The organism is Massilia varians (genome assembly GCF_027923905.1).
GTDB lineage: Bacteria > Pseudomonadota > Gammaproteobacteria > Burkholderiales > Burkholderiaceae_D > Telluria > Telluria varians_B.
On sequence record NZ_AP026966.1, the window covers coordinates 5203292 to 5228953 of the forward strand.

Genomic DNA, 25662 nt, shown 5'->3' on the forward strand with positions numbered 1-25662 from the left:
TTGACAAAGGCTACGTATTTTCAACAAGCCCTTTTGTATTTATAAGACTTACCAATAAATTAAGCTCCGCCATTAGCTCAGCTTCTGATTAAACAGGGCGTTTACAATGCCGGCATGCTTTCCGAATTCAACCTCATCAAACAATTCTTCAAGCGCGACCGCCCTGGCCGGGCCGACCTGGGCATCGGCGACGACTGTGCCCTGCTCACGCCGTCCCCCGGCATGCAGCTGGCGATCTCGAGTGACATGCTGGTCGAGGACCGGCATTTCTTCGCCGGCGCCGATCCCGTCATGCTGGGCCACAAGAGCCTGGCGGTGAACCTGTCGGACCTGGCGGCGATGGGCGCGCGCCCGCTCGGCTTCACGCTGGCGCTCGCGCTGCCCGCCGCCGACCCGCACTGGCTGGCGGGTTTCTCGCGCGGGCTGTTTGCGCTGGCCGACGAACACGGCTGCGAGCTGGTCGGCGGCGATACCACCAAGGGGCCGCTGAACATCTGCATCACGGTGTTCGGCGAGCTGGCCCCCGGACATGCGCTGCGGCGCGACGCGGCGCGCGTCGGCGACGATATCTGGATCTCGGGCACGCTGGGCGACGCGCGCCTGGCCCTGGCCGGCTACCTGGCGGAAACGGCGCTGCCCGACGAAGACCATGCGCAGGCGGCCTGGCGCATGCACATGCCGGCGCCGCGCGTGGCCCTGGGGCTGGCGCTGGCGGCGCAGCCGGTGGCGCATGCGGCCCTCGATATCTCGGACGGCCTGGTGGGAGACCTCGGGCACATCCTGGCGGCCTCGCAGGTCGGCGCGACGCTGGAGGTGGACGCGCTGCCGGCCGGGCCGGTGCTGGCGCGGCAATCGCTGGAACTGCAGCGCCGCTTCACGCTCGCGGGCGGCGACGATTACGAGCTGTGCTTCACGGCGCCGGCAGCGAACCGGGAAGCGGTGCTGGCAGCCGGACGGCAAAGCGGGACGGCGGTGACGCGGGTGGGACGGATCGAGGCCGAGCCGGGCCTGCGCTTCGTCAGCGCGGATGGCGCGCCGCTCGACCTGGCACTGAGCGGCTGGGACCACTTCAGCTAGCCGGTGCCCGTTTTTTCCCCGTCTTCGCGCGGCACCTTGCGGTCGTCGTACGGCCCGTAGGTCAGCCAGTAGTGCCGGAACGCCAGCCGGATGTTCTCGCGCAGCTGCAGGTCGTGCCAGGGCTTGGTGTAGAAGCGGTAGATGGCCCCGCGGTTGATCGAATCGAGCACCGTCTCCACGCCGGTATAGCCCGACAGGATGATGCGGATGGTCTCCGGATACATCTCCTTGACCTTGCTGAGGAATTCGGTGCCGCTCATGACCGGCATGCGCTGGTCGCACAGGATCACCTGCACCCGGTACAGCGCCAGCAATTCGAAGCCCTCGGCCGGTGACGAGGCCGTCAGCACCCGGTAGTTGTCGCGCCTGAACAGGCGGTGCAGCGCGGTCAGCACGTTGACGTCGTCGTCCACGATGAGCAGGGTCTGCACCTTGTCGTCCTGGGCCGGCGGCTGGTCGGGCCGGGCCCGGTTGTCTTCCACCAGGCGCGCCAGCTCGTCGGCCGGCAGCCCGCGCGAAAAATGGAAGCCCTGGATCTCGTCGCAGCGGTTGCGCCGCAAATACGCCATCTGCGCGCGCGTCTCCACGCCTTCGGCGATCACCTGCATGTGCAGGCTGTGCGCCATGCTGATGATGGCCAGCGCGATCGCCGCGTCGTCCGGGTTGGTCACGATGTCGCGCACGAAGGCGATGTCGATCTTCAGCTTGTCGATCGGGAAGCGCTTGAGGTAGGCGAGCGAGGAATAGCCGGTGCCGAAGTCGTCGATCGCAATGCGGATGCCGAGCTCCTTCAGCCGTCCCAGCACCGCGATGGTGTGCTCGGCATTCGACATCAGCGCGCTTTCCGTCAGTTCCAGCTCCAGCAGGCCGGGCTCGACCCCGTGGCGCTCCAGCGCCGCGCGGATCACGCCTTCCAGGTCGCCTTCGACGAACTGGCGGCTCGACACGTTCACGGCCACCCGCACGTCGCGCACCCCGCCGGCGTTCCAGGCCGCGATCTGGCGGCAGGCCTCGTCGACGATCCATTCGCCGATCCGCACCACCAGCCCGGTTTCCTCCATCAGCGGCACGAACTCGGCCGGGTAGACCAGGCCGAAGCCGGGGCGATTCCAGCGCAGCAGCGCTTCCACGCCCGAGATGCGACCAGTGTTCAGTTCCAGCTTGGGCTGGTAGTACAGCACGAACTGGTTGCCCTCGAGCGCGCTGCGCAGCGCCAGTTCCAGGTCCAGGCGCGCCAGCACCTGCACGTTCATCCCGGCGGTGAAGAAGCGGTAGCCGTCGCGTCCGGCTTCCTTGGCGCGCACCATGGCGGTGTCGGCATACTTGACCAGGGTGCCCGGCTCGGTCGAGTCTTCCGGGTACATGGCGATGCCGATGCTGGCCGTCAGGGCGGCCTGCTGGCCGTGCAGGTCGAAGGGGGCGCGCAGCGATTCGCGGATCTCGTTGGCGACGTTCACCGCTTCCTGCTGGTCGCGCGTCATGGTCAGGATCAGGGCGAACTCGTCGCCGCCCAGGCGCCCGGCGGTGTCGCGCAGGCGCACCACCCGCACCAGGCGCGTGCTGAACTGGCGCAGCAATTCGTCGCCGAGCGAGGTGCCGAGCGAGTCGTTGATGATCTTGAAGCGGTCGAGCGTGATGCACAGCACCGCCACGCGCCAGTTCTTGTCGCGCGCCAGCTCGATCGCGTCGCGCAGGTTCTGGAAGAACAGGGTGCGGTTCGGCAGGCCGGTGAGCGCATCGTAGCTGGCCATGTGGCGCAGGCGTTCCTGGGCATGCAGGCGCTCGCTGATGTCGCGCGCTACCGCGATCAGCATGCGGCTCTTGCCCAGGTCCTGCAGCTTCCAGCTGATCTCCACCGGCACCGCGCCCTGCCCGCCCGCGCGCAGCAGTTCGGCCTCGACGATGTCGCCCGGCAGCGCGCCGAAATCCGGCGTGCCTTCCTCGCCGCCGGCGCCGGGCGCGGCGGTGGGCGCGCCGCCATGGGCCCGCGCATCGGCCGCCAGATGGCGCTCGAGCAGCTGGCGCGTGCCCAGGCCCAGGGCCACCGGGTCGATGCGCAGCAGCGCCTCGCGCGAGAAGCCGAGCATGCGGCAGGCGCCGTCCGAGACGTCGACCATCGCCATCGAGGCGGTGTCGATCAGGAAGATCGCATCGGGGGTCGCGTCCATCGCGCCGCGGAAGCGCGCCAGCTCGGCGGTGCGCTCGCGCACCTCGCGTTCCAGCTGCACGCCGTAGTCCTGCGACTCGCGGTGCAGCAGGCGCACCTCCAGCAGGTTGCGGATGCGCGTCATCACCTCCACGGTGTCGAAGGGCTTGCCGATGAAGTCGCGCGCGCCGGCTTCCAGCGCTGCCAGCTTCTTGTCCGGCTCGGCCGTCACCACCAGCACCGGCAGCCAGGAATCGCTCTCGAGCGGCTTGAGCGCCTCCATCACGTCGAAGCCGTCCATGCCCGGCATGTGCAGGTCGAGGATGATCAGGTCGAAGCGATGCTTCAGGTGCAGCGACACCACCTGGCGCGGGTCGTACGTGGACGAGACGTTCTCGTACCCGGTCGTCTTGAGCAGGTATTCGAGCAGCTGGATGTTGACGGGTTCGTCGTCCACGACGAGGATGCGCGCGCGGCGGATGTCGGACAGTGAAATCATTCGGCCTTCCTTTCGGCTGGCTCCGCTTTCGCCAGCGTACTGTTGATCGCATCGGTGAACTTGTCGATGTCGATCGGTTTGGTCAGGTAGCGGTCAAAGCCCGCGGCCAGGCCGCGCTCGATGTCGCGCTGCATGGCGTTGGCGGTCAGGGCGATGACCGGGATGACGGCGGTGAGCGGGTCGGCGCGCAGCTGCCTGAGCACCTCGATGCCGCTCATGCCCGGCAGGTTCAGGTCCATCAGGATGAGCGCGGGCTGGTGCGCGCGCGCCAGCGACAGGCCGACATGGCCGTCGTGCGCCGACAGCAGGCGCAGATCGGCACGGAAGCGCACGATCTCTTCGACCAGGCGCAGGTTGGCGGGATTGTCCTCGACGTACAGGATCAGCTGCGGTTCTCCTTCGTCCGGCACGGTATGGACTTCCTGCGCCGCGCCGGGCGCGCCTTCCGCCTGCGCCGCCAGCGGCGCGGTGGTGGCCAGCTCGATCCAGAACACGCTGCCCATGCCGGGGCTGCTGGACACGCCGATCTCGCCGCCCATCAGCTCGACCAGGCGCTTGGTGACCACCAGGCCGATGCCGGTGCCTTCCTGGCTGCCGCCTTCCTGGCCGAGCCGGTTGAAGGGCTGGAACAGGCTCGCCACCTGCTCGGCATCGAGGCCGGCGCCGGTGTCCTGCACCGACAGGCGCAGCCGGGCCGGCGCCACCTGTTCGCAGGCGACCACCACCGCGCCGGCCTCGCGGTTGTACTTCACGGCGTTCGAGAGCAGGTTGAGCAGGACCTGTTTCAGGCGGGTGCGGTCGGCCAGCACCACCGCACCCGGGGTGTCGGGAAACAGCACGCGCACGCCGCGGCTTGCCGCGATCGGCTCGACCATGGCGCGGGTTTCCAGCAGCGTGTCGGAGAGCGCCACCGGTTCCATCGACAGCGTCACCGTGCCCGACTCGACCTTGGCCAGGTCGAGGATCTCGTTGATCAGGGTGAGCAGGTGGCGGCCGCTCTTCAGGATGTGGTTGGCGAACTCCTTCTTCTGCTCGAGGGTCGAGGGCAGCGTGCTTGATGTCAGGATCTGGGCGAAGCCGAGGATCGCGTTGAGCGGCGTGCGCAGCTCGTGGCTCATCGACGAGAGAAACGCCGACTTGGCCTGGTTGGCGCTGCGCGCCTCTTCGATCGCATTGGCCAGCTCGGCGTTGGCCAGCGCCAGCTGCAGGGTGCGCTCGTCCACGCGCTGTTCCAGCTGCTCGTTGAGACGCATGACTTCCTGCTGCGCGCGCGAGCGTTCCGCGGCCTCGCGCGCGATTTCGCTGCTCGAGGTCTCCAGCTCGCGCGTGCGCCCTTCGATCTCGGTCAGCATGGCGTTGAAGGAATCGACCAGCTCCCCGGCCTCGTCGTTGCTGATGCGCGGCGCGCGGCGCGAATAGTCGCGGGTGGCGACGACGTCGCGCGCGATCTCGGTGATGGCCACGATCGGGGCCGTCACCACCCGGCCCATGCGGCGCATCAGAAGGTAGGCCACGCACATCGCCAGCAAGGTCACGCCCGCGGCGATGCTGAGGTAGTCGACCGTGCGCGCCAGCAGCTGGTTCTCGGCTCGCAGGTACACGGTGCCGAGCGCCTCGCCATCCTCGACGATGCGGTGGTGGACGACCAGGTTGTCGCGGTCGCTGGCGGAGGCGGTGGGCAGGGGCGCGGACAGCTGCGCAGGCAGAGCGCGCGTCTCGCCGGCGGCCTGGTAGGAAGCGAACAGCTTGCCGTCGCCGTCGTAGATGGCAGCGGCGCGCACGTCGGGGCGGGTGCGCAGCAGCGCCAGGTTTTCCTTGGCCAGGCGCGGATCGTCGAAGCTCAGCGCGGCCGAGCTCATGTGGCCGACCAGTTCCGCCTGGGTGGCGAGGTCGTTCAGCAGGCTGCGGTGGTAGCTGCGCAGGTCGTAGAAGATGATGATCGCCACCGACACCAGCAAGGCGACCAGCGTGGTGGTCATCACCGCCCGCACCAGCTTGCTGCGGATGGAACGGCGGTGGGTCATGCGGCCTCCGGCGCAAGTCCGACAGGCATGCGCACGCCGCCGGCGCGGCAATGCCGGTCCATCGGCCGGGAGGCAGGCAGCGCCGCGGCAGGCATGCCGCAGGCTTGCGCCGGTCCCATCCGGTCACGCGCAAGTGATTCGAGCGGCATCCAAGGGTCCTACGTCAAACAAGATTGTGAATACAGGCGCCATTAGCCGGACGCGGCGGCGCAAACAGCATAGCCGACGGCTTCGTGTCATGTCGCACAGAACTTTTCACTATTTATACATATGCATGGCGGGTAAAACGGGCGCGAAGCCTGAAGTGCACGCTTTCTGTGTCAGTGCGGCACGGACCGCGCTAGAATGAAACCGTGCGCCACCCGCGTGCGCCACTTCGGCCTCGGCCTGCTCATCGATTGACCGGAAGGTCGACCGCATTCAAAGGAGCTTCACGTGACGAACGATATCCTAGATCTTGCTACAAAAGTTGGCCAGGCGCTCGAGGCCAAGCGCCTGGTGCTGGCCACCGCCGAATCCTGCACCGGGGGCGGCGTATCCCAGGCAATCACCGAAATTCCGGGCTCCACCGGCTGGTTCGACTGCGGCTTCGTCACCTATTCCAACAATTCCAAGACCGAGCTGTTGGACGTGCCGGCCGCGCTGATCGCGCAATTCGGCTCGGTCAGCGAAGAAGTGGCCGGCAAGATGGCCGAGGGCGCGCTGTCCAACAGCACCGCCGACGTCGCGGTGTCGACCACCGGCATCGCCGGGCCGACCGGCGCGGTGCCGGGCAAGCCGGTGGGCACGGTCTGTTTCGGCTGGTCGCGCGGCGACACCACCTACACCGAGCGCCTGGTATTCCAGGGCGACCGCAAGGCGGTGCGCGAGCAGACCGTGGCGCATGCGCTGCACGGCCTGCTGCGCTTCATCGAGTAGGCAGGCCAGCCTCGATGACCGCAATGGCGCGCCTGCTGGGCGGCCTGGCGCTGCTCGCAGCCGCCGGGCCGGGCTGCGCCAAAGACCTTCCCGATCCTGCCGCGTACACCGTGTATGCGGCGGGCGACATCGCGCGCTGCAAGCACCCCGACCCGCGCTGGTCCGGCGCCGCCGCCACCGCCAGGCTGGTGGAACCGCTGCTGCGCGCCAATCCCCGTGCCGCCGTGCTGACGCTGGGCGACCACACCTATCCCTACGGCAGGGCCGCCGAGTTCGAACACTGCTACCACCCGACCTGGGGAAGCTTCCGCGAGCGCACCTGGCCCACGCCCGGCAACCACGAATACGCGACGCCCGGCGCCGCGCCCTACTTCGCCTATTTCGGGGCGCGGGCCAGACCGCAAGGAAAAAGCTGGTACAGCCTGCGGCTGGGCAGCTGGCTGGTGCTGTCGCTGGACAGCAACCTGGACGGCGCGGCGCACACCGAACAGATCGGCTGGCTGCGCGACACGCTGGCACGCGAGCAGGCCGCCTGCACCCTCGCCTTCTGGCATCACCCGCTGTACACCTCGGGCGGCCACATCGGCGAACGCGGACGCATGCGCGACGCCTTCGCGCTGCTGCATGCGGCCGGCGCCGAGCTGGTCCTGTCGGGCCACGACCACGACTACGAACGCTTCGCGCCGCAGGATGCCGACGGCCGGCTCGACCGGGCCAGGGGCGTGCGCCAGTTCGTGGTCGGCACCGGCGGCGCCTATGCCACGCCCTTCCTGCAGTTCACGCCCAACAGCGAGGTGCGCGAAGCCAGCTACGACGGCGTACTGGAGCTGCGCCTGCTGGACGGCGCCTACACCTGGCGCTTCCTGCCGGCCGATCCGGCACGCGTGCCGGCCGGCGCCACGCCCGACCGCGGACGCGGCCGATGTCATTGAGCCATCACTGAGTTATCACTGAGTCATCACTGCGTTGCCGCCGAGGGCGACAGAAGGAGCTCCCCATGAGATACTGCCGGTTGCTCGCCTTGATACTGATGATGACCACGTTCGCTCCACCCACTGGCGCCCAGTCTGCGCCGCCGCTCCTGCCCACCGTCGCCTTCGAAAAAACCACCCTGTCGAACGGCCTGCAAGTGATCCTGGTCGAAGACCGGCGCCTGCCGATCGTGGCGGTCAACATCTGGTACCACGTCGGCCCGGCCAACGAAGCGCCCGGCCTGACCGGCTTCGCCCACCTGTTCGAGCACATGATGTTCGCGCAGACGCGCCACATCCCGCGCGGCATGGCCGACCGCCTGCTGGAAGGCGCCGGCGCCACCGACAGCAACGGCGGCACCGGCTACGACCAGACCAGCTACTACGACACCGTGCCCTCCAACCAGCTGGAGCTGGCCTTGTGGGTGCACGCCGACCGCATGGGCTACCTGCTCGACGTGCTCGACCAGAAGGCGCTCAGCAACCAGCAGGACGTGGTGCGCAACGAGCGCCGCGAGACCGTCGAGGACGAGCCCTACGGCCTGGTGCAGGAAGCGCTGGCGCATGCGCTGTTCCCGAAGGGCCATCCGTATTACGCCTCGATCATCGGCTCGCACGCCGACATCCAGAACGCCAAGCTGGACGACGTGCGCCAGTTCTTCCAGCGCTACTACGGGCCGAACAACGCCAGCATCGTGATCGCCGGCGACATCGACAAGGCGAAGACGCGCGCCCTGGTGGAGCGCTACTTCGGCAGTTTCAAGCGCAGCCCGCCGGTGGCGCGCCCCAGCGTGACCACCCCGCCGATCACCAGCGAGCGCCGCGTGCTCGTGCGCGACCGCGTGGAGCTGCCGCGCATCTTCATGGGCTGGCTCACGCCGCCCGCCTACCAGGCGGGCGACGCCGAGCTGGCGGTGGCGGCCGAGATCCTGGGCGGCGGCAAGTCGAGCCGGCTGTACAAGAAACTGGTGTACGAACGCCAGATCGCCCAGGACGTGGACGCCAGCCAGAACTCCCAGGGTCTGGTCTCGACCTTCGTCATCGACGTCACCGCGCGCCCCGGGGTCGAGGCGCGCGCGCTGGAAGCGGCGATCGACGCCGAGCTGGCCCAGCTGCGCGATCACGGCCCCTCGCAACGCGAAGTCGAGCGCGCCCGCAACAGCCTCGAGACCGCGCTCCTGAGCACCATCGAAAAGCTGGGCGGCGACGGGCTGGCGGACCAGCTCAACCACTACAACCAGTACACCGGCGACCCGGGCTACCTGGCCAAGGACGTGGCGCAGCTGCGCAGCATCACGCCCGCCGACGTGCAGCGCGCCGTGCGCGCCTACCTGCGCCAGCAGGCGCGCGCGGTGGTCACCGGCGTACCAGGCAAGCCGGTCATCGACGACCCGCGCGTGCCGAAGCAGGGCAAGGCCGCCAAGCCCGCCGCGGCCGCCGCGCACGAAGCGGTCAACACGCCCGAACCGTGGCGCGCGCAGCAGCCGAAGGCCGGGCCGGCGCCGCGCTTCACGCTGCCGCAGGGCGAGTCCTTCAAACTGGCGAACGGCCTCACCGTGATCCATCACTACAAGCCGGGCATTCCCCTGGTCGCGGCCCAACTGGTGGTGCGCAGCGGCAGCGCCGACAATCCCGCCGGCGTGCCGGGCCTGGCCGGCTTCACGGCGCAGATGCTGGAAGAAGGCACGACCACCTGCAGCGCGCCGCAGATCGCCGACGAGATCGCGCAGCTCGGCGCCTTCCTCGACACCGGCACCGGCATCGATGCCTCCATGGTCTCGCTGCTGTCGCTGCGCGCGAACTTCGCGCCCGCGCTCGACATCATGGCCGACATCGTGCTGCATCCGGCTTTCCCCAACGCGGAAGTCGAGCGCCAGCGCGCCGACCGGCTCGGGGAACTGATCCAGCAGCGCGACGATCCCGAATCCGTGGCAGCGGTGGCCGCGGCCGGCGCCTTGTACGGCAGCGAGCATCCGAAGGGCTATGGCCAGCTCGGCACCGAACCGGCGATCCGCGCGGTCACGCGCGACGACCTGGTGGACTTCTGGCGCCGCCACTACGTGCCCGGGAACGCGGCGCTGGTGGTATCGGGCGACATCGCGCGCGGCGAACTGAAGGCGCTGGTAGAAGCGCGCTTCGCGGCCTGGGCGCGTGCCGAGGTTCCCGACGGCGAACCGGGCGAGCCCGCCGGCACGCGCGCGCGCCTGGTGCTGGTCGACCAGCCCGGCGCGGTCCAGACCGCGCTGCGCGTCACCGGCATCGGGGTGGCGCGCTCCACCTCGGACTTCCCGGCGCTGCAGGTGCTCAACGCTGCCTTGGGGGGCATGTTCTCCAGCCGCCTCAACGACAAGCTGCGCGAGACCAAGGGCTACACCTACGGCATCTCGTCCTGGTTCCGCTTCGACCGCACGCCGGGGCCCTTCGTCATCGCCAGCAGCGTGCGGGCCGACGCCACCGGTGCCTCAGTACGCGAGATCTTCAACGAGGTGAACGCGATGCGCGACGCCCCGCTGCCGGCCGCCGAACTCGACACCGCCCGCGACGCCCAGGTGCTGTCGCTGCCGGGCGCCTTCGAGACCAATGCCGACATTGGCGCCAGCATGGCCGACCTGTTCATCCACGACCTGCCGCTCGACTACTACGCGCGCCTGCCCGGCCAGATCGCCGGCGTCACGGCGGCCCAGGTGCAGGCCGCGGCGCGCAAGTACCTGGCGCCGGACAAGATGACGGTGGTGGCGGTGGGCGACCGCAAGCGCATCCTGCCGCAGTTGCAGCCGCTCGGGCTGGGGGCGGTGGAGGTGCGCGACAGCGATGGGCAGCTGCCGCGCCGCGCGGACTGAGCGGGTGTGATCAGGAGATCAGGTCGGCATCCGAGCCTGCATAGACTTTCCGGTATCTCAGGTAGCCGGCGCAGGCGATCATATCCGTGGCGGAACCCCAGGGTTCCCGCCCTTCTGTGGTCATGCGTGGAATCGTTCCGCTCTTCTGGTACTCCTCGGCTGCGCGGCGCTGGTCTTCGTTCAGCCCGTCTTGCGCCCGCATCCGATAGAGAGAACTGCCCCGTCCGTGCATCCTCGATCGAACCTGGTTGTGGCTGGCAACCGCCTTGCGGGTCCTGATCCAGGCGTCGAGTGTATCGCGCATGTCTTTCTCGTTATCCGGGTTGCCCGGTATCAGTTTGAACCAGGCGCGGGAGTCATGGACATAGTTGTCGAAAAAATCCAGCACGGCCGGATGCGCGACTTTCTCCTTGCTCCACCATGTTGCAATTTCCTCCCACTCGGATGCATGGCTGTTACCGAACCCCGCTGTCTGAGTAGATGCCTGGAATCGATTGCCCTTTTCCCTCAGCCAGGACAAGAATGCGTTGATCTCATCCTCGAATTCGCGCGCTGCGCTGTGCAGGTCATTTTGGTCGAACATGGACGCCCGCAGAAAGCTCGGGCTTCGGTTCAGTGGAGTTGGTCCTGAAACGCGCCGGGCAAAGCGCCATTCCATTTGCTTGCGCGCCTGCTCGCGCATGATGCGGTGGAGCGGTCCCTGCTTTTCCGTGCAAGTGGCGATGTAGGCGTTGAACGCCAGGATTGCCTCGGGCTTCAGCGCGAACCTTTCTTTGGCAACCGGACTTGCCAGCTCCAGTTTCAAGGGGACACCGTTGAGGCGCGCGGCCTTGTACATCATCAGGAGCGGAATCCTCGTCAGCATGTCGGCGCCTTTCGAATCGATGCCGCGCCCCTGTTCGCCGGGACAATAACCACAGCCGACGTCCGCATGCACACCGGGGACGACGATCTCGGTGCATCCCGGGGCAAGGACACCCTTGACCGAGATGGAGTCGACAGGGAAGCTACGCCGCAATTCATGTGCAGCAATGAGGTGCAAGCAATTAATACCCGGTGGTACGCGCATGCTGTCTTCGGCGTCGGCCCAGAAACCATGCCCGTCGAAGAAGCCGAATGAGTTTGCCGCTCCGACGGAGGCGACGGTATCGTACAAACCCAGGAAATCGACCTGCACCGGAAACCCGCCCAAGGACATTTCGCCCGTCTTTCCTCTCAGCCTGGCATCGAGCCTGCAGAGGGACTGCAGCCAGTTCAGGAACACGCGCGCTTCCGTAGCGCCGCGCGAAAACCCAAACACTGAAATATAGATGGTCTTGACGATGCCGGGGTCGATCTTGGCCGGCCTGCCAGTTTTCTTGTCTGGCCAATGCTGCGAGACGGCGCCGTGCAATCTCAGCAGCAGTTCTTCGAATCTGCTTACGACGCGCTTTTCGGATTCGGAGATACGCGCCAGTTCGGCGCCCCTTCCGTCCAGCAAGGCGCGCGCCTTCTTATTGATGGTTAAGGTTCTGACCAATGTCTTGGTTTCTGCCGGCGACAGAAGCGGGCTGTGTAAAAAGAATCTGTGGACATTGTTTATTGCTTGTATCAATGCCCACACTATTCGGAAATCACCGAATCCTCCCGCCGCCGCGCCCGATACGCCTTGCCAGCCGCTTCCTGTATCGCCTACCTGGGGAAATGGCGTTGCCACGCCGGGAACATACACCCTGAAAAAATTCTTGTAAGCCGGCAGGTTGCTGGCCCAGTCAGTCGACCGCGGCAGTACGCCTGGTACGCTCAGGCCGGGATAGCAGTCGTAGAGGCGGGCGACGTTCGAGTGGTTATTCGTTGTTTCGGCCTATTCGTAGTTGTTTTTTGTTCCGTCGAAGAAAAAACCAAAGAAGAGATTGGTATTGCACGACTCACGTGGACTCCCGATAGGCGGCCGCTCTCGACTGCCGTATATGCTCTGGATACTATTTATCTGATCACGTGAAAAAAATTTTGCGGGATCGGCAGCCGATGAGAAATTTTCACTGATAGGTGGGGCGAGAAACGTGCTCATGGTTTCGCCTCCACAGTTTGCATGACTCGACCTCGGCTATATTCGAAAGATTTTTCGTAATTTTTTTTCAACTGGACAATGTAGTTAGGATCTTCCGGCCCGGAGAAGCCTTTAATACTTTCGCGATCATATTGCTCAGCATGCTCCCAAGCCTTTTTAGCTCTGCTTTGAGGATCACTTGCTAGCTCATCCAACAGAACAAGAGCGTTATCCAGGCCATCCAGCTCCCATTGAAGAATGATTTTCCATCGCTCTTCACGGTATTGTTGAGATGGTACCGGCCACCCTTTGATTTCCCCCGGCCACCCAGGGTGATCGGGCTGCAGGTCGCTCGACACCACACTGACTTTCCCATCCGGAGTACGCAACACCCACAATTCTCCAGCTTGGCCGTCGGGATACTCGGTGACCTCGACAAAATGGGTTTCCTTCACCTCGAGAAGCTCCTTCTCCGGTCCCCGGTCTACCCAGTGCGTCGTATTGACCTGGAGTTGGATTCCCGGACGCCAGGTTTTCGGCAGCGTCACACAGCAGGTCGTTCCTCCAGCCCCGAAAGGGTCGATCAGTTCGCCCCCACCGGCGCCGTGCCCCTTGAGCTTGGGATTCTTGACCGAATAGCTGAACGTATCCACGGTGTAATTAACGCCATGAAGGTTGACATCGACTGTCTTTGACCAGTCACAGGCGAAAAGCACTGGCGGAATCACTAGGAACGCGAGCAGGACTGCGCACAGTCGGCAGGATCGGGGCGTTGGCTGCATATCTGGTCGTTAAACTTGGTCGTGTTGGAGAGGAGCAAATTCGATCAGGAAACACATCCGCCAACATACCGGTCTCATCCATCCAATCATTGCGGAATCGCATCAGATCCACGAGCGCTTGCCCGGTGCCGCGATTTCGCCTAACATGTGAACAAATCTTCACATGTTAACTATGAACACATCCACTGAATTCGGTTACGCGGCCGGGGCCGTCGAGGAACTGGCCGACCTGTTCCACCTGCTGGGCGACGCCACCCGCCTGCGCATCGTGCTGGCCTGCCTGGCGCAGCCCACCGCGGTGGGCGACATCGCCGCCTCGCTCGACTTGTCCAGTTCGCTGGTCAGCCACCACCTGCGCCTGCTGCGCGCAGCCCGCATCGTCAAGGCCGAGCGCCAGGGCAAGCAGGTCTTCTACTCGGCGGCCGACGCCCACATCAGCAGCCTGCTCGCCAACATGTTCGAACACATCGCCGAACCAGTCACCGGAATGGACGCATGAGCACCACCCACGACCACCACGACCACGATCATGGCCACCACCACGGTTTCGGCCACCACCATCACCACATGCCCGATCCGGCCGGGCACGAGCGTGCCTTTGCGCTGGCCATCGGCCTCAACGCGCTGTTCGTGGCCATCGAATTCACTTACGGCTTCATCGCCCACTCCACCGCGTTGATGGCGGACGCCGGCCATAACCTGTCCGACGTGCTCGGCCTGGTGCTGGCCTGGGGCGCGGCGGCGCTGGCCAAGCGCGCGCCGACGGGTCGCTACACCTATGGTTTGCGTGGTTCCTCGATCCTGGCGGCGCTGGGCAACGGCCTGCTGCTGATGGTAGCCTGCGGCGCCATCGCCCTGGAGGCGGTGCAGCGCTTCAGCGAGCCGGCGCCCGTACAAGGCATGACGGTGTCGATCGTCGCGGGGATCGGCGTGGCGATCAACGGCTTCTCGGCCTGGCTGTTCATGGCCGGCAGCAAGAGCGACCTGAACTTGCGCGGCGCCTACCTGCACATGGCGGCCGATGCCGCGCTGTCGCTGGGCGTGGTGATCTCGGGCCTGCTCATCATGGGCACCGGCTGGACCTGGGTCGACCCGGCGGTGAGCCTGGCGATCGTGGTGGTGATCGTGATCGGCACCTGGTCGCTGCTGCGCGAATCGGTGCTGCTGTCGATGGCGGCGGTGCCGCCCAGCATCGATGCGGGCGCGGTGCGCGGCTTCCTGTGCAGCCAGCCGGGCGTGAAGGAAGTGCACGACCTGCACATCTGGGCGATCAGCACGACCGAGAACGCGCTGACGGCGCACGTGGTAATGCCGGGCGGCTACCCGGGCGACCGGGTGATCGACGAGATGGTGGCAAAGCTGGGCAGCGACTTCGGGATCCACCATTGCACGCTGCAGGTGGAAGAAGGGACGACCCATCATGGCTGTGCGCTGGGAGCGCAGCATGGCCACGATCACGATCACGATCACGACCATGCCCATGCGCACTGAGTGCAGCCGGGCCGGCGCGTCCTAGCCGGCCAGGTTGGCGTAGAGCGCGGTACTCAGGTAGCGCTCGCCGAACGAGGGAATGATGGTCACGATCAGCTTCCCGGCGTTCTCCGGCCGCTGCGCCACCTGCACCGCCGCCCACAGGGCGGCGCCCGATGAAATCCCCACCAGCAGTCCCTCTTCGCGCGCGGCGGCGCGCGCGGTCTCGAAGGCATCCTCGTTCTTCACGGTGATCACCTCGTCGTAGACGCCAGTATTGAGCACCGCCGGCACGAAGCCGGCGCCGATGCCCTGGATCGGGTGCGGCCCCTTGGTCCCTTTCGACAGCATGGGTGAGGCTTCCGGCTCCACGGCGATGGCCTGGAAGCCGGGCTTGCGCGCCTTGATGACTTCGCTCACGCCGGTGATGGTGCCGCCGGTGCCGACGCCGGCCACCAGGATGTCGACCCGGCCGTCGGTATCGCGCCAGATTTCCTCGGCGGTGGTGTTGCGGTGGACTTCCGGGTTGGCCGGATTGTTGAACTGCTGCGGCATGAAGCAGTTCGGATCGGCCGCGACCAGTTCCTCGGCGCGGCGGATCGCGCCCAGCATGCCTTCGCTGCCGGGCGTGAGCACCAGCTCGGCGCCATAGGCGCGCAGCAGCATGCGCCGCTCGTTGCTCATGGTTTCGGGCATCACCAGCTTGCAGCGGTAGCCGCGCGCGGCGCACACCATCGCAAGCGCGATGCCGGTGTTGCCGCTGGTGGGTTCGACGATGACGGTGTCGGGCTTGATCATGCCGGCCCGCTCGGCGGCCTCGATCATGGCCAGGCCGATGCGGTCCTTCACGCTGTGCGCCGGGTTGTGATACTCCAGCTTGCCGAGGATCTCGGCGCCGCCGTTCGGGGCCAGCCTGCGGATTCGTACGAGGGGGGTGTTGCCGATCAGTTCAGTAACGTCGTTCGCAATGCGCATGCCAGTCTCCCGAGAATCGTTAGCGTTGTATTTACTTCACGTTCACCAGTTCCACGTCGAAGATCAGGTCGGCGTCGGGGGGGATCATGCCGCCGGCGCCGCGCTTGCCGTAGGCCAGCGCGCTCGGGATGATCAGGGTGCGCTTGCCGCCCACCTTCATGCCCTGCACGCCCTGGTCCCAGCCCTTGATGACCATGCCGGCGCCGAGCTGGAACTCGAGCGGGTCGCCGCGGTCGAGCGAGGAGTCGAACTTCTTGCCGCGCTGCTTGGGCGCGAGCGGCTTGTGCAGCCAGCCGGTGTAGTGGACCTGCACCTTGCTGCCGACGCTGGCTTCCTTGCCCTTGCCGACCACGCGGTCGATGATCTCGACTTGCGGGGTGGGCGCGGCCGGCACGACAGCTTCGGCCTGCGGCTGCACCGTCTGCGGCTGGGTCGCCTGCGGGACGTTCTGCTGTTCCGGCGCAGGCTGGGTGGTGGGCTTGGACGCGTCCTGCTGCTGGGTGGCGCTGTCCTGGGCGGTGGCGCCTGCTGCGGCCAGCACCAGCGCGGCAAATACGGTACGACGGATCATAGGGTTTCTTCCATCAAAGTGAGCAATAACTGATCCTATGATAGCAAGGCCGCTTCCGCTTGCACAGTTTGCACTTGAGCAACAGGCTCGGGCGCATCCACCGGCTCGGCGTTCGCCGCATCGGCCAGCTTGCGCAGCAGGTGGCCGGCCGCCACCATGCCGAAGGTGGCCGTGACCACCATGCTCGAGCCGAAGCCGGCGCAGTTCAGGCCGGTAACGCTGTTTGCATCGATGGCACAGGCCTCGCCCACATCCGGATAGCGCAGCGGTTCCATCGAGAACACGGCATCGATGTGGTACTTGTTCTTTTCTCCCTTGGCGAAACCGTACTGGGCGCGCAGGATCTTGCGCACTTTCTTCAGCAGCGGTTCCTGCTCGGTGCGGGCCAGGTCGCGCACTTCGATTTTGGTCGGATCCAGCTGGCCGCCGGCGCCGCCGATCACGACCAGGGGCAGTTTGTTGGCGCTGCACCAGGCGATCAGGGCCGCCTTCGACTTGACGCCGTCGATGGCGTCGACCACGTAGTCGAAGCCTTTACCCGCAATCATCGTCTCGATGTTCTCCGGGTCGATGAAGTCCTCGACCAGGGTCACCTTGCAAAACGGATTGATCTGCGCGATGCGCTCCTTGAGCGCCTCGATCTTCGGCATGCCGATGGTCGAGCTGAGCGCCTGGAGCTGGCGGTTGATGTTCGATTCGGCCACGTTGTCGAGGTCGATCAGGGTCAGGTGGCCGACGGCGCTGCGGGCCAGCGCCTCGACGATCCAGGAACCGACGCCACCGACGCCGATCACGCAAACGTGCGCCGCGCGGAAGCGTTCGAGGGCACGCTCGCCATAGAGGCGCGCAATGCCGCCGAAGCGGCGCGCAAAGTCGACTTCTTCGTCCAGGGTAGCTGCGAGAGCAGAGGTATCGGTCAGGTTCATCGCGCCATTTTAACGGACCTCGATTGCGCATCTGCACTAAAATAGCTTCTAGTCAATCAAATTTTTTTCGTGTGTCAACAAAACGCCCATGACCCTGCACCTCCACGACACCGCCCCCGACTTCGACCAGCCGATCGCCGTCCTCAAGCATTGCCATGACCGCATCCGCAAGCAGCTGGCGACCCTCGACAAGCTGCTCGCCCACCTGCCGGAATTCGGCGCCGACGAACAGGCGCGCCAGGCCGCCGCGGCGGTGCTCAAGTACTTCGAGAAGGCGGCCCACCTGCACCACGACGACGAGGAACAGGACCTGATCCCGATGCTGCGCGCCGTGGCGCAAGGCGAGGATGCCGCCACCCTGCAGGCGCTGGCGCCGGTGATCCTGCAGGACCACAAGGACATGGACGCGCTCTGGCAGGACCTGCACGAGCAGCTGAGCGCCATCGCCGAAGGCCAGTCACCGGTGCTGTCGGCCAGCGCGGTGCAGCGTTTCAGCCAGCGCTATCTTGCCCACATGGAGCGCGAGGAAGGCACGATGGCGCCGATGGCCCTGCGCCTGTTCAGCCCGGAGCAGATGGCCCAGCTGGGCAAGGCGATGCAGGCGCGCCGCGGCATCGGCCCGGCGGCGCCAGGCCCGGCGATCGGCCAGGCCGTCGCCGACCTGCGCAAGGATTACGGCCAGGCCAGCCTGAACGAGGACGAGGTGATGGACGACCCGATGCTCCAGTTCACGCAATGGTTCGAGCAGGCGCTGAAGGCCGAGGTGAACGAGCCGAACGCCATGTCGGTGGCCACGGTGGCCGCGAACGGCCGCCCGAGCTCGCGCATCGTGCTGGTGAAGCAGTTCGACGAACGCGGTTTCACCTGGTACACCAACTACGACAGCCGCAAAGGCCAGGAGTTAGAGGATAATCAATATGCGGCTTTGTTGTTCTTCTGGAGCGAACTCGAACGTCAGGTTCGCATCGAAGGACGTGTAGAACGCACGTCGAACGAAGAAAGCGACCGGTATTTCCGCAGCCGGCCGCTGAAAAGCCGTTTGTCGGCCATCGCCTCCCATCAAAGCGCTCCGATCAGCAGCCGCGCTGAGCTGGAACAGAACTACGAAGCCGTGGCACGGCAAGCTGGAGATGATCCTGCGCGTCCAGGCAACTGGGGCGGTTTCCGCCTCGTGCCCGAGCGCCTGGAATTCTGGCAGGGGCGCCGCTCCCGCTTCCATGACCGCATCGTCTACGAGCGGCAGGAAGACGGCAGCTGGATCCGCCTGCGTTTGCAACCCTAGGCCGCCACAGCGCAAGGTCCCATGCGTGGCACGCCGGCCCTTGATGCCGGAGGCGAAACGTGTTCGAGCAAATGGTATTGTCGGCCTGGAATGCAGGCCTGCGTGACAAGCTGTCCCTGCCCTTGCGGGTGGAATTGTGGGATGGCCGCCAACTCGAGTTTTCCTCCGAGCCAGCACGGGTAACCATCCGCGTCCCCGACCGCTCCGCCCTGCGCTACCTGCGCTCGCCCTCGCTGTACAACCTGGGGCGCGCCTACGTCGAGGGAGCGATCGACATCAAGGGACGGGCGGCCGACATCATCAACGTGGGCAACGCCCTGGCGGCCAGCCTGGACAAGGGAGGCAGCCGCATCGGCGACATGCTGCGCCGCGCGGTCCCGCACACGCGCGAGAGCGATGCCGAAGCGATCCGCTACCACTACGACGTTTCCAACGATTTCTACGCGGCATGGCTCGATCCGGCCATGGTGTATTCCTGCGCCTACTTCGAGAACGGCAACGAAGACCTGGCGACGGCGCAGCAAAAGAAAATCGACCACATCCTGCGCAAGATCGACCTGCGGCCCGGCCAGTTGCTCCTTGACATCGGCTGCGGCTGGGGCGCGCTGGTGCTGCGCGCGGCCCAGGCCTTCGGTGCGCGCTGCGTCGGCGTCACGCTGTCCGAGAACCAGGCCCGGCTCGCGCGCGAACGGGTCGAACGGGCCGGACTGCAGGGGCAGGTCGAGATCCGCCTGCAGGACTACCGCGACGTCGAAGGCAGTTTCGAGCGCATCACCAGTGTCGGCATGTTCGAGCACGTCGGCGTGCGGCACCTGCCGGAATACTTTTCACGCGTGAACCGGCTGCTGGCCCCGGGGGGCGTGGTCATGAACCACGGCATCACGACCGCCAATGTCGACAACAGCGCCACGCCCTACGGCGGCGGCGACTTCATCGACCAGTATGTGTTTCCTCACGGCGAGCTGGCCCACCTGTCCACGGTGGTGCGGACGATGCAGGAAGGCGGGCTGGAGGTGCGCGACGTGGAAAACCTGCGGCGCCACTATGCGCAGACCTGCGCGATCTGGACCGACAATTTCGAAAGCAATGCCGAGCACATCCGGACGCTGACCGACGAGAAGCGCTTCCGCATCTGGCACGTCTACCTGGCGGGCTGCGCTTATGCCTTCGCGCACGGAAGGATTAGCCTGTACCAGATCGTGTGCGGAAAGGCGGATGGGGATGTGGCGCAGCTGCCGTGGTCGCGGCGGTATATGTACCTCGGCACATGAATACCGTTACACCGTAGGGGTGGTCCAGTCCAGTGGACTGGACCACGCTCCGCCGGCCGCGCGTTCAAATCACGGCATTGCTGCCCGCGCGGCTATTCTGTTGCTGGTTGAACGCGCGGTCGGCAGAGCGTGATCTGGTCCACTGGACCAGATCACCCCTACTTGAGCCGCTCCGTGAAAGTCTTGCGGAACTTCGCCACCTTCGGCGCCACCACGAAGGCGCAGTAGCCCTGCAGCGGATGCTGCGCGAAGTAATTCTGGTGGTAGTCCTCGGCCTTGTACCAGGTCTCCTGCGGCAGCAGCTGGGTCACGATCGGCGCATCCCACACCGCCGCCATCTCGGCCATCACCTTGCGCGCCGTCGCCTCCTGCTCCGGCGAGGTGGTGAAGATCACCGAGCGGTATTGCGGACCGACATCATTGCCCTGGCGGTCAGGCGTGGTCGGATCGTGGATCGTGAAGAAGATCTCGAGGATGTCGCGGTAGCTGATCACCGCCGGATCGAACTCGAGCCGCACCACCTCGGCATGGCCGGTCGTCCCGGCGCACACCTGTTCGTAGCTGGGTTGGTCGACGTGGCCGCCCATGTAGCCCGATTCCACGCGCGTCACGCCGCGCGCCTCCTGGTAGACCGCTTCCAGGCACCAGAAGCATCCGCCGCCCAGGATGGCTACCTCGCTCCCGCTGTGTTCGCTCATTGCACCCACCTTTGCTATTTCGTCAGATTCGATAGATCTTAATGTAACGCAAAGCGCACTTTCGTGCAGTGCGCTTGGGATCAAAACCCGGCTGAGCGCCCGACAGTGGCATAATGGCGGTCCAATGAATACACGCTCTCCCCGCGCCACGGCACGCGGTTTCGATTCGGCGCATTTCCGCCATGCCCTGTCGCAATTCGCCACCGGCGTCACCGTCATCACCACGCGCCTTGCCGACGGCTCGTTCCGCGGGCTGACCGCCAGTTCCTTCAACTCGGTCTCGCTCGAGCCTCCGCTCGTCCTGTGGAGCCTGGGCGCCGGCGCCAACAGCATGCCCATCTTCAGCGGCAACTCGCATTACGTCATCAACGTGCTGGCGGCGGGCCAGCAGGACCTGGCGCTGCGCTTTTCGCGCCGCGGCACCGACGATCCCTTCACCGGCGTCGACTACGAACTGTCGCGCACCGGCCTGCCGATCCTGAAAGGCGTCTCGGCCTGGTTCGAATGCCACAACCGCAGCCGCTATCCGGAAGGCGACCACGTCATCTTCGTGGGCGAAGTCGAGGAATGCGCCGTGCATCCGCAGTCGGCGCTGCTGTTCCACGGCGGACGCTTCGGCCATACTGGATAAGCGGCGCAATGCCGGCCCGTCATTGCCGATCGGGCAAAAATGAAAATGCCTGTCGCAGATTCAAAAGATGCGGCGCTGCGTCATTCCTATAATGGTCAGGCTATGGCGCGGCCCAGGGACGGGTGTGCGCTTCGTTTTCGTGAGAAAAAACCCTATCGAGACAGGACTACCATGAGCCATTCCGATTCGCCCCGCAAAGCCGCCTTCCACTGGGACGACCCCCTGCTGCTGAACAGCCAGCTCACCGACGAAGAACGCATGGTGCGCGAGGCTGCCGCGAGCTACTGCCAGGACAAGCTGAAGCCGCGCATCCTCGAGGCCTTCCGCCACGAGCGCATGGACAACGCGATCTTCCGCGAAATGGGCGAACTCGGCCTGCTCGGCCCGACCATCCCGGAACAATACGGCGGCCCCGGCCTGAACTACGTCTCGTATGGCCTGATCGCGCGCGAAGTCGAGCGCGTCGACTCCGGCTACCGCTCGATGATGAGCGTGCAGTCCTCGCTGGTGATGGTGCCGATCTTCGAATTCGGCAACGAGGAAACCAAGCAGAAATACCTGCCGAAACTGGCCACCGGCGAATGGATCGGCTGCTTCGGCCTGACCGAGCCGAACCACGGTTCCGACCCGGCCTCGATGGTCACCCGCGCCCGCAAGGTCGAGGGCGGCTATAGCCTGAGCGGCTCCAAGATGTGGATCACCAACTCTCCGGTCGCCGACGTGTTCGTGGTCTGGGCCAAGGACGACGAAGGCGCGATCCGCGGCTTCGTGCTGGAAAAGGGCTGGAAAGGCCTGTCCGCGCCGGCGATCCACGGCAAGTTCGGCCTGCGCGCCTCGGTCACCGGCGAAATCGTCATGGACGAGGTGTTCTGCCCGGAAGAAAACGCCTTCCCGGACGTGCGCGGCCTGAAGGGCCCGTTCACCTGCCTGAACTCGGCCCGCTACGGCATCGCCTGGGGCGCGCTGGGTGCGGCCGAAGACTGCTGGCACACCGCGCGCCAGTACGTGCTGGACCGCAAGCAATTCGGCAAGCCGCTCGCCGCCAACCAGCTGGTGCAGAAGAAGCTGGCCGACATGCAGACCGAAATCACCCTCGGCCTGCAGGGCTGCCTGCGCCTGGGCCGCATGAAGGACGAAGGCACCGCTGCCGTCGAGATCACCTCGATCATGAAACGCAACTCCTGCGGCAAGGCACTGGATATTGCCCGTACGGCACGTGACATGCTGGGCGGCAACGGTATCTCGGACGAGTTCGGCATCGTGCGCCACATGGTCAACCTCGAAGTGGTCAACACCTACGAGGGCACCCACGACATCCACGCGCTGATCCTCGGCCGCGCACAGACCGGCATCGCCGCGTTCTGATCCAACAAGGCGCGCCGTCCCGCGGCGCGCCTTCCCCTGCAACACTGGTTTTGGTACAACAAACTTTTCCAATTTCAATCGTGCTGCGTCAATACAACGCGGTTTTGCGTTAGGATAGTTACTTAACTCTTATAACTAAAAATAGCGGTATCTCAGACCATTTCGCGAGGTTGGATGAGCGCCCTTGACGGACCGCAATTGCCCGCTCCTGGCGACGCACAGACGTTGTCGCTCGAGCTACTGCTCCAAAACTTACCTGGAGTCGCCTACCGCTGTCGCTACGATGCCAACTGGACGATGGAGTTCATCAGCGCCGGCGTCGAAAAGTTGACCGGCTATCCTGCAGCCGCATTCCTGGCGCGCTCAGGTATGAATTTCGCCAGCCTCATCCATCCTGAAGACCGTGCCAGTACCGAACGCAGCGTTGCCCTCGCGCTGCAGCAGGAACGCTCTTTCAAGCTGACCTACCGCATCCGCTGCGCCAACGGCGAAACCCGATGGGTCTATGAACAAGGAGCAGCTCCGCCTCGAGGTCGCGGCAAGATTCTTGAAGGCTTCATGTTCGACTACACGGAACTGCGCAATGCAAGCCTGCTGGTGCAGGAACAGGCGTCCTACCTGCAGCAGGCGCGCGATGCGATCATCGCGATGGACCTGAATTCGCGCATCACCTACTGGAACAATGGCGCCGAACGGCTCTACGGCTGGAGCGCCCTTGAAGCGCGCGGCAAGAAGTTTTCCGAGCTGCTGTGCGAGAACCTGCCGGCCTACCATGCGGCCTATGAGAACACCCTCGCCAACGGCGAGTGGGCCGGCGAGCTGTCGCACCTGCGCCGCGACGGCGCCTGCATCGAGACCGACACCCGCTGGACGCTGATGACCACCGACCGCGAGTCGGGCGCGCAGCAGAAGATCCTGGTGATCAGCACCGACATCAGCGAGCGCAAGCACAATGAAGCGAAGATCTACCATCTTGCCTTCTTCGACCCGCTGACCGACCTGCCCAACCGCGCCAGCCTGCTCGACCACCTGCGCCGCGCCCTGCTGGGCAGCGCGCGCACGCGCAAGTGCGGCGCCCTGATGTTCTGCGACCTCGACAACTTCAAGTACCTGAACGACTCGCAGGGCCACGCTGCCGGCGACATGCTGCTGCAGGCGGTAGCGCGCCGCCTCGAGCACTGCGTGCGCGAAGCCGACATGGTGGCGCGCCTGGGCGGCGACGAATTCGTGATCCTGATCCAGCCGGTGGAAGACACGCGCGAGGGCGCGGCGGCCCAGGCCGAAACGGTGGCCGGCAAGGTGGTGGCCGCGATGGCGGCGCCCTTCCAGCTGGCCGACATGATGTATTCGCTCTCGGTCAGCGTCGGCGTGACCACCCTGTGCGGCACCGTCGACACGGTCGAATCGACCCTGCGCCAGGCCGATGCCGCGATGTACCAGGCCAAGGCCTGCGGACGCAACACCTACCGCTTCCACGATCCGGCGGTGCAGGCGGCGTGGTCGGCCAGGGCCGAGCTGGAAGGCGCGATGCGGCGCGCGCTGCGCGACGAGGAGTTCGTGCTGCATTACCAGCCGCAGCTGGACCGCAGCAGCCGCGTGATCGGCGCCGAAGCGCTGATGCGCTGGCGCCTGCCGGACGGCCGGCTGCTGTATCCGGCCGAGTTCATCCAGGCTGCCGAAGAGAGCGGCCTGATCATCGACATCGGACGCTGGGTGCTGCGCACCGCCTGCGCCGAACTGGCGCGCTGGCAGCGCTATCCCGACACCGCCGGGCTGACCATGTCGGTCAACGTCAGCGCCGGCCAGTTCATCGAGCCGGATTTCGTGCCGATGCTGCAGCAGGTGTTCGAAGAGACCGGGGTGCAGCCCTCCAGCCTCAAGCTCGAGCTGACCGAAAGCCTGGTGGTGAGCGACTTCACCCACACCGCGCACACCATGGCCACCCTCAAGCAGCGCGGCATCAGCTTCTCGCTCGACGACTTCGGCACCGGCTACTCGTCGCTGGCCTACCTGCGCAAGCTGCCGCTCGACCAGCTCAAGATCGACCAGTCCTTCATGCGCGACGTGCTCACCGACCAGAACGACGCGTCGATCGTCCGCTCGATCATCGCGCTGGGCGAGAGCCTGGGCCTGCAGGTGATCGCCGAAGGCGTCGAGACGCCGGGCCAGCGCCAGTTTTTATCGGACGCCGGCTGCTACATCTACCAGGGCTTCCTGTACCAGCACGCGCTCAGCGCCGAGCATTTCACGCAGTACGCGCGCACGGTGCATTAAGCCCGAGCGCCAGCGGCACGCCGCGCGCCCAGCGGTTCGAGGACAAGGAGAATTCCAGCGCCCGCACCTGGTGGAACCAGCCGGCCGGCACGTACAGCAGCTCGCCCGGCGCGACGGTGCACGCGACCGTGGCCGCCTGGCGCGCCAGCGGATACGCGTCGAAGTCCGGCGCCTCCGGGTCGACGGGTGAACCGAACAGGACCGGATTGGCTTCGTTCGCATACAGAAGCGCGTCGTGGTGGGGCGGCGCCAGGAAGATGCGCTTGCGGCCCCAGACCTGGGCGAAGATGTTGTCGTCGAAGTCGCAATGCAGGGGCGTCATCGTGCCGACCGGGCCGAGCCAGAACCGGGGCGGTCCCATCTTGCGAAAGTAAGCCGGCCAGTGGCACAGGCGGTTCAGCTCGCGCAGTTCCAGGTTGCCGACATAGGGCGGCGGCTCGCCGGCGCCGCGGAGGCGCTCCGGTTCCAGGTCGAGGTAGTCGCGCAGAGACATGTCGCGCATCGGGCGGTCGGCGCGGAAGGGCTGGCGGATGTAGTCGCCGACGCGGGCGCGCACCGGCAGCTCGCCGTACCGCTCGCGCAGCTCGCGCGGGGCGAGGCTGCACAGGGGCCAGCGATCGACCAGGCCGGTCATGATGAAGGGCAGGCCCTGCGCGGCGCGCGCGGCGAAGGCTTGCGCATCCAGCCGCTTGAGGCGCGGTACTTCGGACAGGATCGGCAGGCCGCGCGCATGGTCCTTGACGGCCTGGCGCATCGCCGCGATCGAGACGACGCCGCGTACCGCCGCGTCGCGCTCTTCCTGCGCGCGCTTCCTGGCTGCCGCGTCTTCCGGCGTCGCCGCCAGCGTCGGCAGCGGTGGCAGCGGGTCCTTCGGTTCTCTTCTATCCTGCATACGTCTTCAGCACTCCACACG

General features: G+C 65.9%; 20 protein-coding genes. 11 read left to right on the top strand and 9 right to left on the bottom strand.

The window, feature by feature from the left end:
- The first annotated feature begins 114 nt into the window (after positions 1–114).
- Positions 115–1077 carry a thiamine-phosphate kinase gene (thiL, locus tag MasN3_RS23465; RefSeq protein WP_281910634.1) on the top strand — a complete coding sequence of 321 codons (963 nt, stop codon included), beginning with the start codon at positions 115–117 and terminating at the stop codon, positions 1075–1077.
- Here thiL and MasN3_RS23470 read toward each other — a convergent pair.
- Together MasN3_RS23470 and MasN3_RS23475 are read right to left on the bottom strand one after the other, a co-directional pair.
- Positions 1074–3722: an EAL domain-containing protein gene (locus MasN3_RS23470; protein ID WP_281910635.1), complete on the bottom strand. Its 2649-nt coding sequence runs from the start codon at positions 3720–3722 to the stop codon at positions 1074–1076. The genes thiL and MasN3_RS23470 overlap by 4 nt on opposite strands.
- Positions 3719–5746, bottom strand: coding sequence for an ATP-binding protein (locus tag MasN3_RS23475; protein ID WP_281910636.1), 2028 nt, complete (start codon positions 5744–5746; stop codon positions 3719–3721). Before MasN3_RS23475 ends, MasN3_RS23470 begins: the two co-directional genes overlap by 4 nt.
- 435 nt (positions 5747–6181) lie before the next feature.
- Here MasN3_RS23475 and MasN3_RS23480 point away from each other — a divergent pair, with 435 nt between their 5' ends.
- The 3 genes from MasN3_RS23480 (at position 6182) to MasN3_RS23490 (ending at position 10475) form a co-directional block, all read left to right on the top strand.
- Positions 6182–6664, top strand: coding sequence for a CinA family protein (locus MasN3_RS23480; protein WP_281910637.1), 483 nt, complete (start codon positions 6182–6184; stop codon positions 6662–6664).
- Between the two features lie 14 nt (positions 6665–6678).
- Positions 6679–7596 (top strand): metallophosphoesterase family protein, encoded by a 918-nt coding sequence (locus MasN3_RS23485; RefSeq protein ID WP_281910640.1) that lies wholly within the window; start codon positions 6679–6681, stop codon positions 7594–7596.
- Positions 7597–7661: 65 nt separating this feature from the next.
- The gene (locus tag MasN3_RS23490) at positions 7662–10475 is read left to right on the top strand and encodes a M16 family metallopeptidase (RefSeq protein WP_281910642.1); all 2814 of its coding nucleotides are present in this window, start codon (positions 7662–7664) and stop codon (positions 10473–10475) included.
- 10 nt (positions 10476–10485) lie between these two features.
- On the opposite strand, the gene MasN3_RS23495 is transcribed toward MasN3_RS23490, so the two are convergent.
- On the bottom strand, positions 10486–12171 hold the full coding sequence (locus MasN3_RS23495; protein ID WP_281910644.1) for a phospholipase effector Tle1 domain-containing protein: 1686 nt from the start codon (positions 12169–12171) through the stop codon (positions 10486–10488).
- 350 nt (positions 12172–12521) lie between these two features.
- Complete coding sequence (locus MasN3_RS23500) at positions 12522–13232, bottom strand: DUF3304 domain-containing protein (protein ID WP_281910646.1); 711 nt, start codon at positions 13230–13232, stop codon at positions 12522–12524.
- Between the two features lie 226 nt (positions 13233–13458).
- On the opposite strand from MasN3_RS23500, the gene MasN3_RS23505 reads away from it, so the two are divergent.
- Positions 13459–13785, top strand: coding sequence for an ArsR/SmtB family transcription factor (locus tag MasN3_RS23505; RefSeq protein WP_281910648.1), 327 nt, complete (start codon positions 13459–13461; stop codon positions 13783–13785).
- On the top strand, positions 13782–14777 hold the full coding sequence (locus tag MasN3_RS23510) for a cation diffusion facilitator family transporter (protein WP_281910650.1): 996 nt from the start codon (positions 13782–13784) through the stop codon (positions 14775–14777). Before MasN3_RS23505 ends, MasN3_RS23510 begins: the two co-directional genes overlap by 4 nt.
- A gap of 21 nt (positions 14778–14798) precedes the next feature.
- Here MasN3_RS23510 and cysK read toward each other — a convergent pair whose 3' ends face one another.
- Genes cysK through tcdA form a run of 3 tightly spaced genes read right to left on the bottom strand, consistent with a single transcriptional unit; the run spans position 14799 to position 17228 of the window.
- Positions 14799–15731, bottom strand: coding sequence for a cysteine synthase A (cysK, locus tag MasN3_RS23515; RefSeq protein WP_281910653.1), 933 nt, complete (start codon positions 15729–15731; stop codon positions 14799–14801).
- Positions 15732–15762: 31 nt separating this feature from the next.
- Positions 15763–16302: an FKBP-type peptidyl-prolyl cis-trans isomerase gene (locus MasN3_RS23520; RefSeq protein ID WP_281910656.1), complete on the bottom strand. Its 540-nt coding sequence runs from the start codon at positions 16300–16302 to the stop codon at positions 15763–15765.
- A 35-nt stretch (positions 16303–16337) separates the two neighbouring features.
- A complete protein-coding gene (tcdA, locus tag MasN3_RS23525; protein WP_281910659.1) occupies positions 16338–17228 on the bottom strand; it encodes a tRNA cyclic N6-threonylcarbamoyladenosine(37) synthase TcdA in 891 nt (296 codons plus the stop codon).
- An 88-nt stretch (positions 17229–17316) separates the two neighbouring features.
- On the opposite strand from tcdA, the gene pdxH reads away from it, so the two are divergent.
- On the top strand, positions 17317–18510 hold the full coding sequence (gene pdxH, locus MasN3_RS23530; protein ID WP_281910661.1) for a pyridoxamine 5'-phosphate oxidase: 1194 nt from the start codon (positions 17317–17319) through the stop codon (positions 18508–18510).
- Positions 18511–18569: 59 nt separating this feature from the next.
- A complete protein-coding gene (locus MasN3_RS23535; protein WP_281910662.1) occupies positions 18570–19781 on the top strand; it encodes an SAM-dependent methyltransferase in 1212 nt (403 codons plus the stop codon).
- A 158-nt stretch (positions 19782–19939) separates the two neighbouring features.
- Here MasN3_RS23535 and msrA read toward each other — a convergent pair whose 3' ends face one another.
- On the bottom strand, positions 19940–20479 hold the full coding sequence (gene msrA, locus MasN3_RS23540; protein ID WP_281910663.1) for a peptide-methionine (S)-S-oxide reductase MsrA: 540 nt from the start codon (positions 20477–20479) through the stop codon (positions 19940–19942).
- A gap of 124 nt (positions 20480–20603) precedes the next feature.
- On the opposite strand from msrA, the gene MasN3_RS23545 reads away from it, so the two are divergent.
- The 3 genes from MasN3_RS23545 to MasN3_RS23555 all read left to right on the top strand — a co-directional run bounded on the left by MasN3_RS23545 (position 20604) and on the right by MasN3_RS23555 (position 24749).
- Positions 20604–21110: a flavin reductase family protein gene (locus MasN3_RS23545; RefSeq protein WP_281910664.1), complete on the top strand. Its 507-nt coding sequence runs from the start codon at positions 20604–20606 to the stop codon at positions 21108–21110.
- 171 nt (positions 21111–21281) lie between these two features.
- Positions 21282–22475 (top strand): acyl-CoA dehydrogenase, encoded by a 1194-nt coding sequence (locus MasN3_RS23550; RefSeq protein WP_027865478.1) that lies wholly within the window; start codon positions 21282–21284, stop codon positions 22473–22475.
- Between the two features lie 174 nt (positions 22476–22649).
- The gene (locus tag MasN3_RS23555) at positions 22650–24749 is read left to right on the top strand and encodes a putative bifunctional diguanylate cyclase/phosphodiesterase (protein ID WP_281910666.1); all 2100 of its coding nucleotides are present in this window, start codon (positions 22650–22652) and stop codon (positions 24747–24749) included.
- On the opposite strand, the gene MasN3_RS23560 is transcribed toward MasN3_RS23555, so the two are convergent.
- On the bottom strand, positions 24721–25641 hold the full coding sequence (locus MasN3_RS23560) for a cupin-like domain-containing protein (RefSeq protein WP_281910668.1): 921 nt from the start codon (positions 25639–25641) through the stop codon (positions 24721–24723). The genes MasN3_RS23555 and MasN3_RS23560 overlap by 29 nt on opposite strands.
- Between the last annotated feature and the right edge of the window lie 21 nt (positions 25642–25662).

Coding starts and splice junctions, on each gene's coding strand:
- MasN3_RS23485 (WP_281910640.1), top strand. CDS start 6,679: ATGACCGCAATGGCGCGCCTGCTGGGCGGCCTGGCGCTGCTCGCAGCC.
- MasN3_RS23520 (WP_281910656.1), bottom strand. CDS start 16,302: ATGATCCGTCGTACCGTATTTGCCGCGCTGGTGCTGGCCGCAGCAGGC.
- MasN3_RS23490 (WP_281910642.1), top strand. CDS start 7,662: ATGAGATACTGCCGGTTGCTCGCCTTGATACTGATGATGACCACGTTC.
- MasN3_RS23470 (WP_281910635.1), bottom strand. CDS start 3,722: ATGATTTCACTGTCCGACATCCGCCGCGCGCGCATCCTCGTCGTGGAC.
- MasN3_RS23545 (WP_281910664.1), top strand. CDS start 20,604: ATGAATACACGCTCTCCCCGCGCCACGGCACGCGGTTTCGATTCGGCG.
- cysK (WP_281910653.1), bottom strand. CDS start 15,731: ATGCGCATTGCGAACGACGTTACTGAACTGATCGGCAACACCCCCCTC.
- MasN3_RS23510 (WP_281910650.1), top strand. CDS start 13,782: ATGAGCACCACCCACGACCACCACGACCACGATCATGGCCACCACCAC.
- MasN3_RS23550 (WP_027865478.1), top strand. CDS start 21,282: ATGAGCCATTCCGATTCGCCCCGCAAAGCCGCCTTCCACTGGGACGAC.
- pdxH (WP_281910661.1), top strand. CDS start 17,317: ATGACCCTGCACCTCCACGACACCGCCCCCGACTTCGACCAGCCGATC.
- tcdA (WP_281910659.1), bottom strand. CDS start 17,228: ATGAACCTGACCGATACCTCTGCTCTCGCAGCTACCCTGGACGAAGAA.
- thiL (WP_281910634.1), top strand. CDS start 115: ATGCTTTCCGAATTCAACCTCATCAAACAATTCTTCAAGCGCGACCGC.
- MasN3_RS23555 (WP_281910666.1), top strand. CDS start 22,650: ATGAGCGCCCTTGACGGACCGCAATTGCCCGCTCCTGGCGACGCACAG.
- MasN3_RS23560 (WP_281910668.1), bottom strand. CDS start 25,641: ATGCAGGATAGAAGAGAACCGAAGGACCCGCTGCCACCGCTGCCGACG.
- MasN3_RS23505 (WP_281910648.1), top strand. CDS start 13,459: ATGAACACATCCACTGAATTCGGTTACGCGGCCGGGGCCGTCGAGGAA.
- msrA (WP_281910663.1), bottom strand. CDS start 20,479: ATGAGCGAACACAGCGGGAGCGAGGTAGCCATCCTGGGCGGCGGATGC.
- MasN3_RS23475 (WP_281910636.1), bottom strand. CDS start 5,746: ATGACCCACCGCCGTTCCATCCGCAGCAAGCTGGTGCGGGCGGTGATG.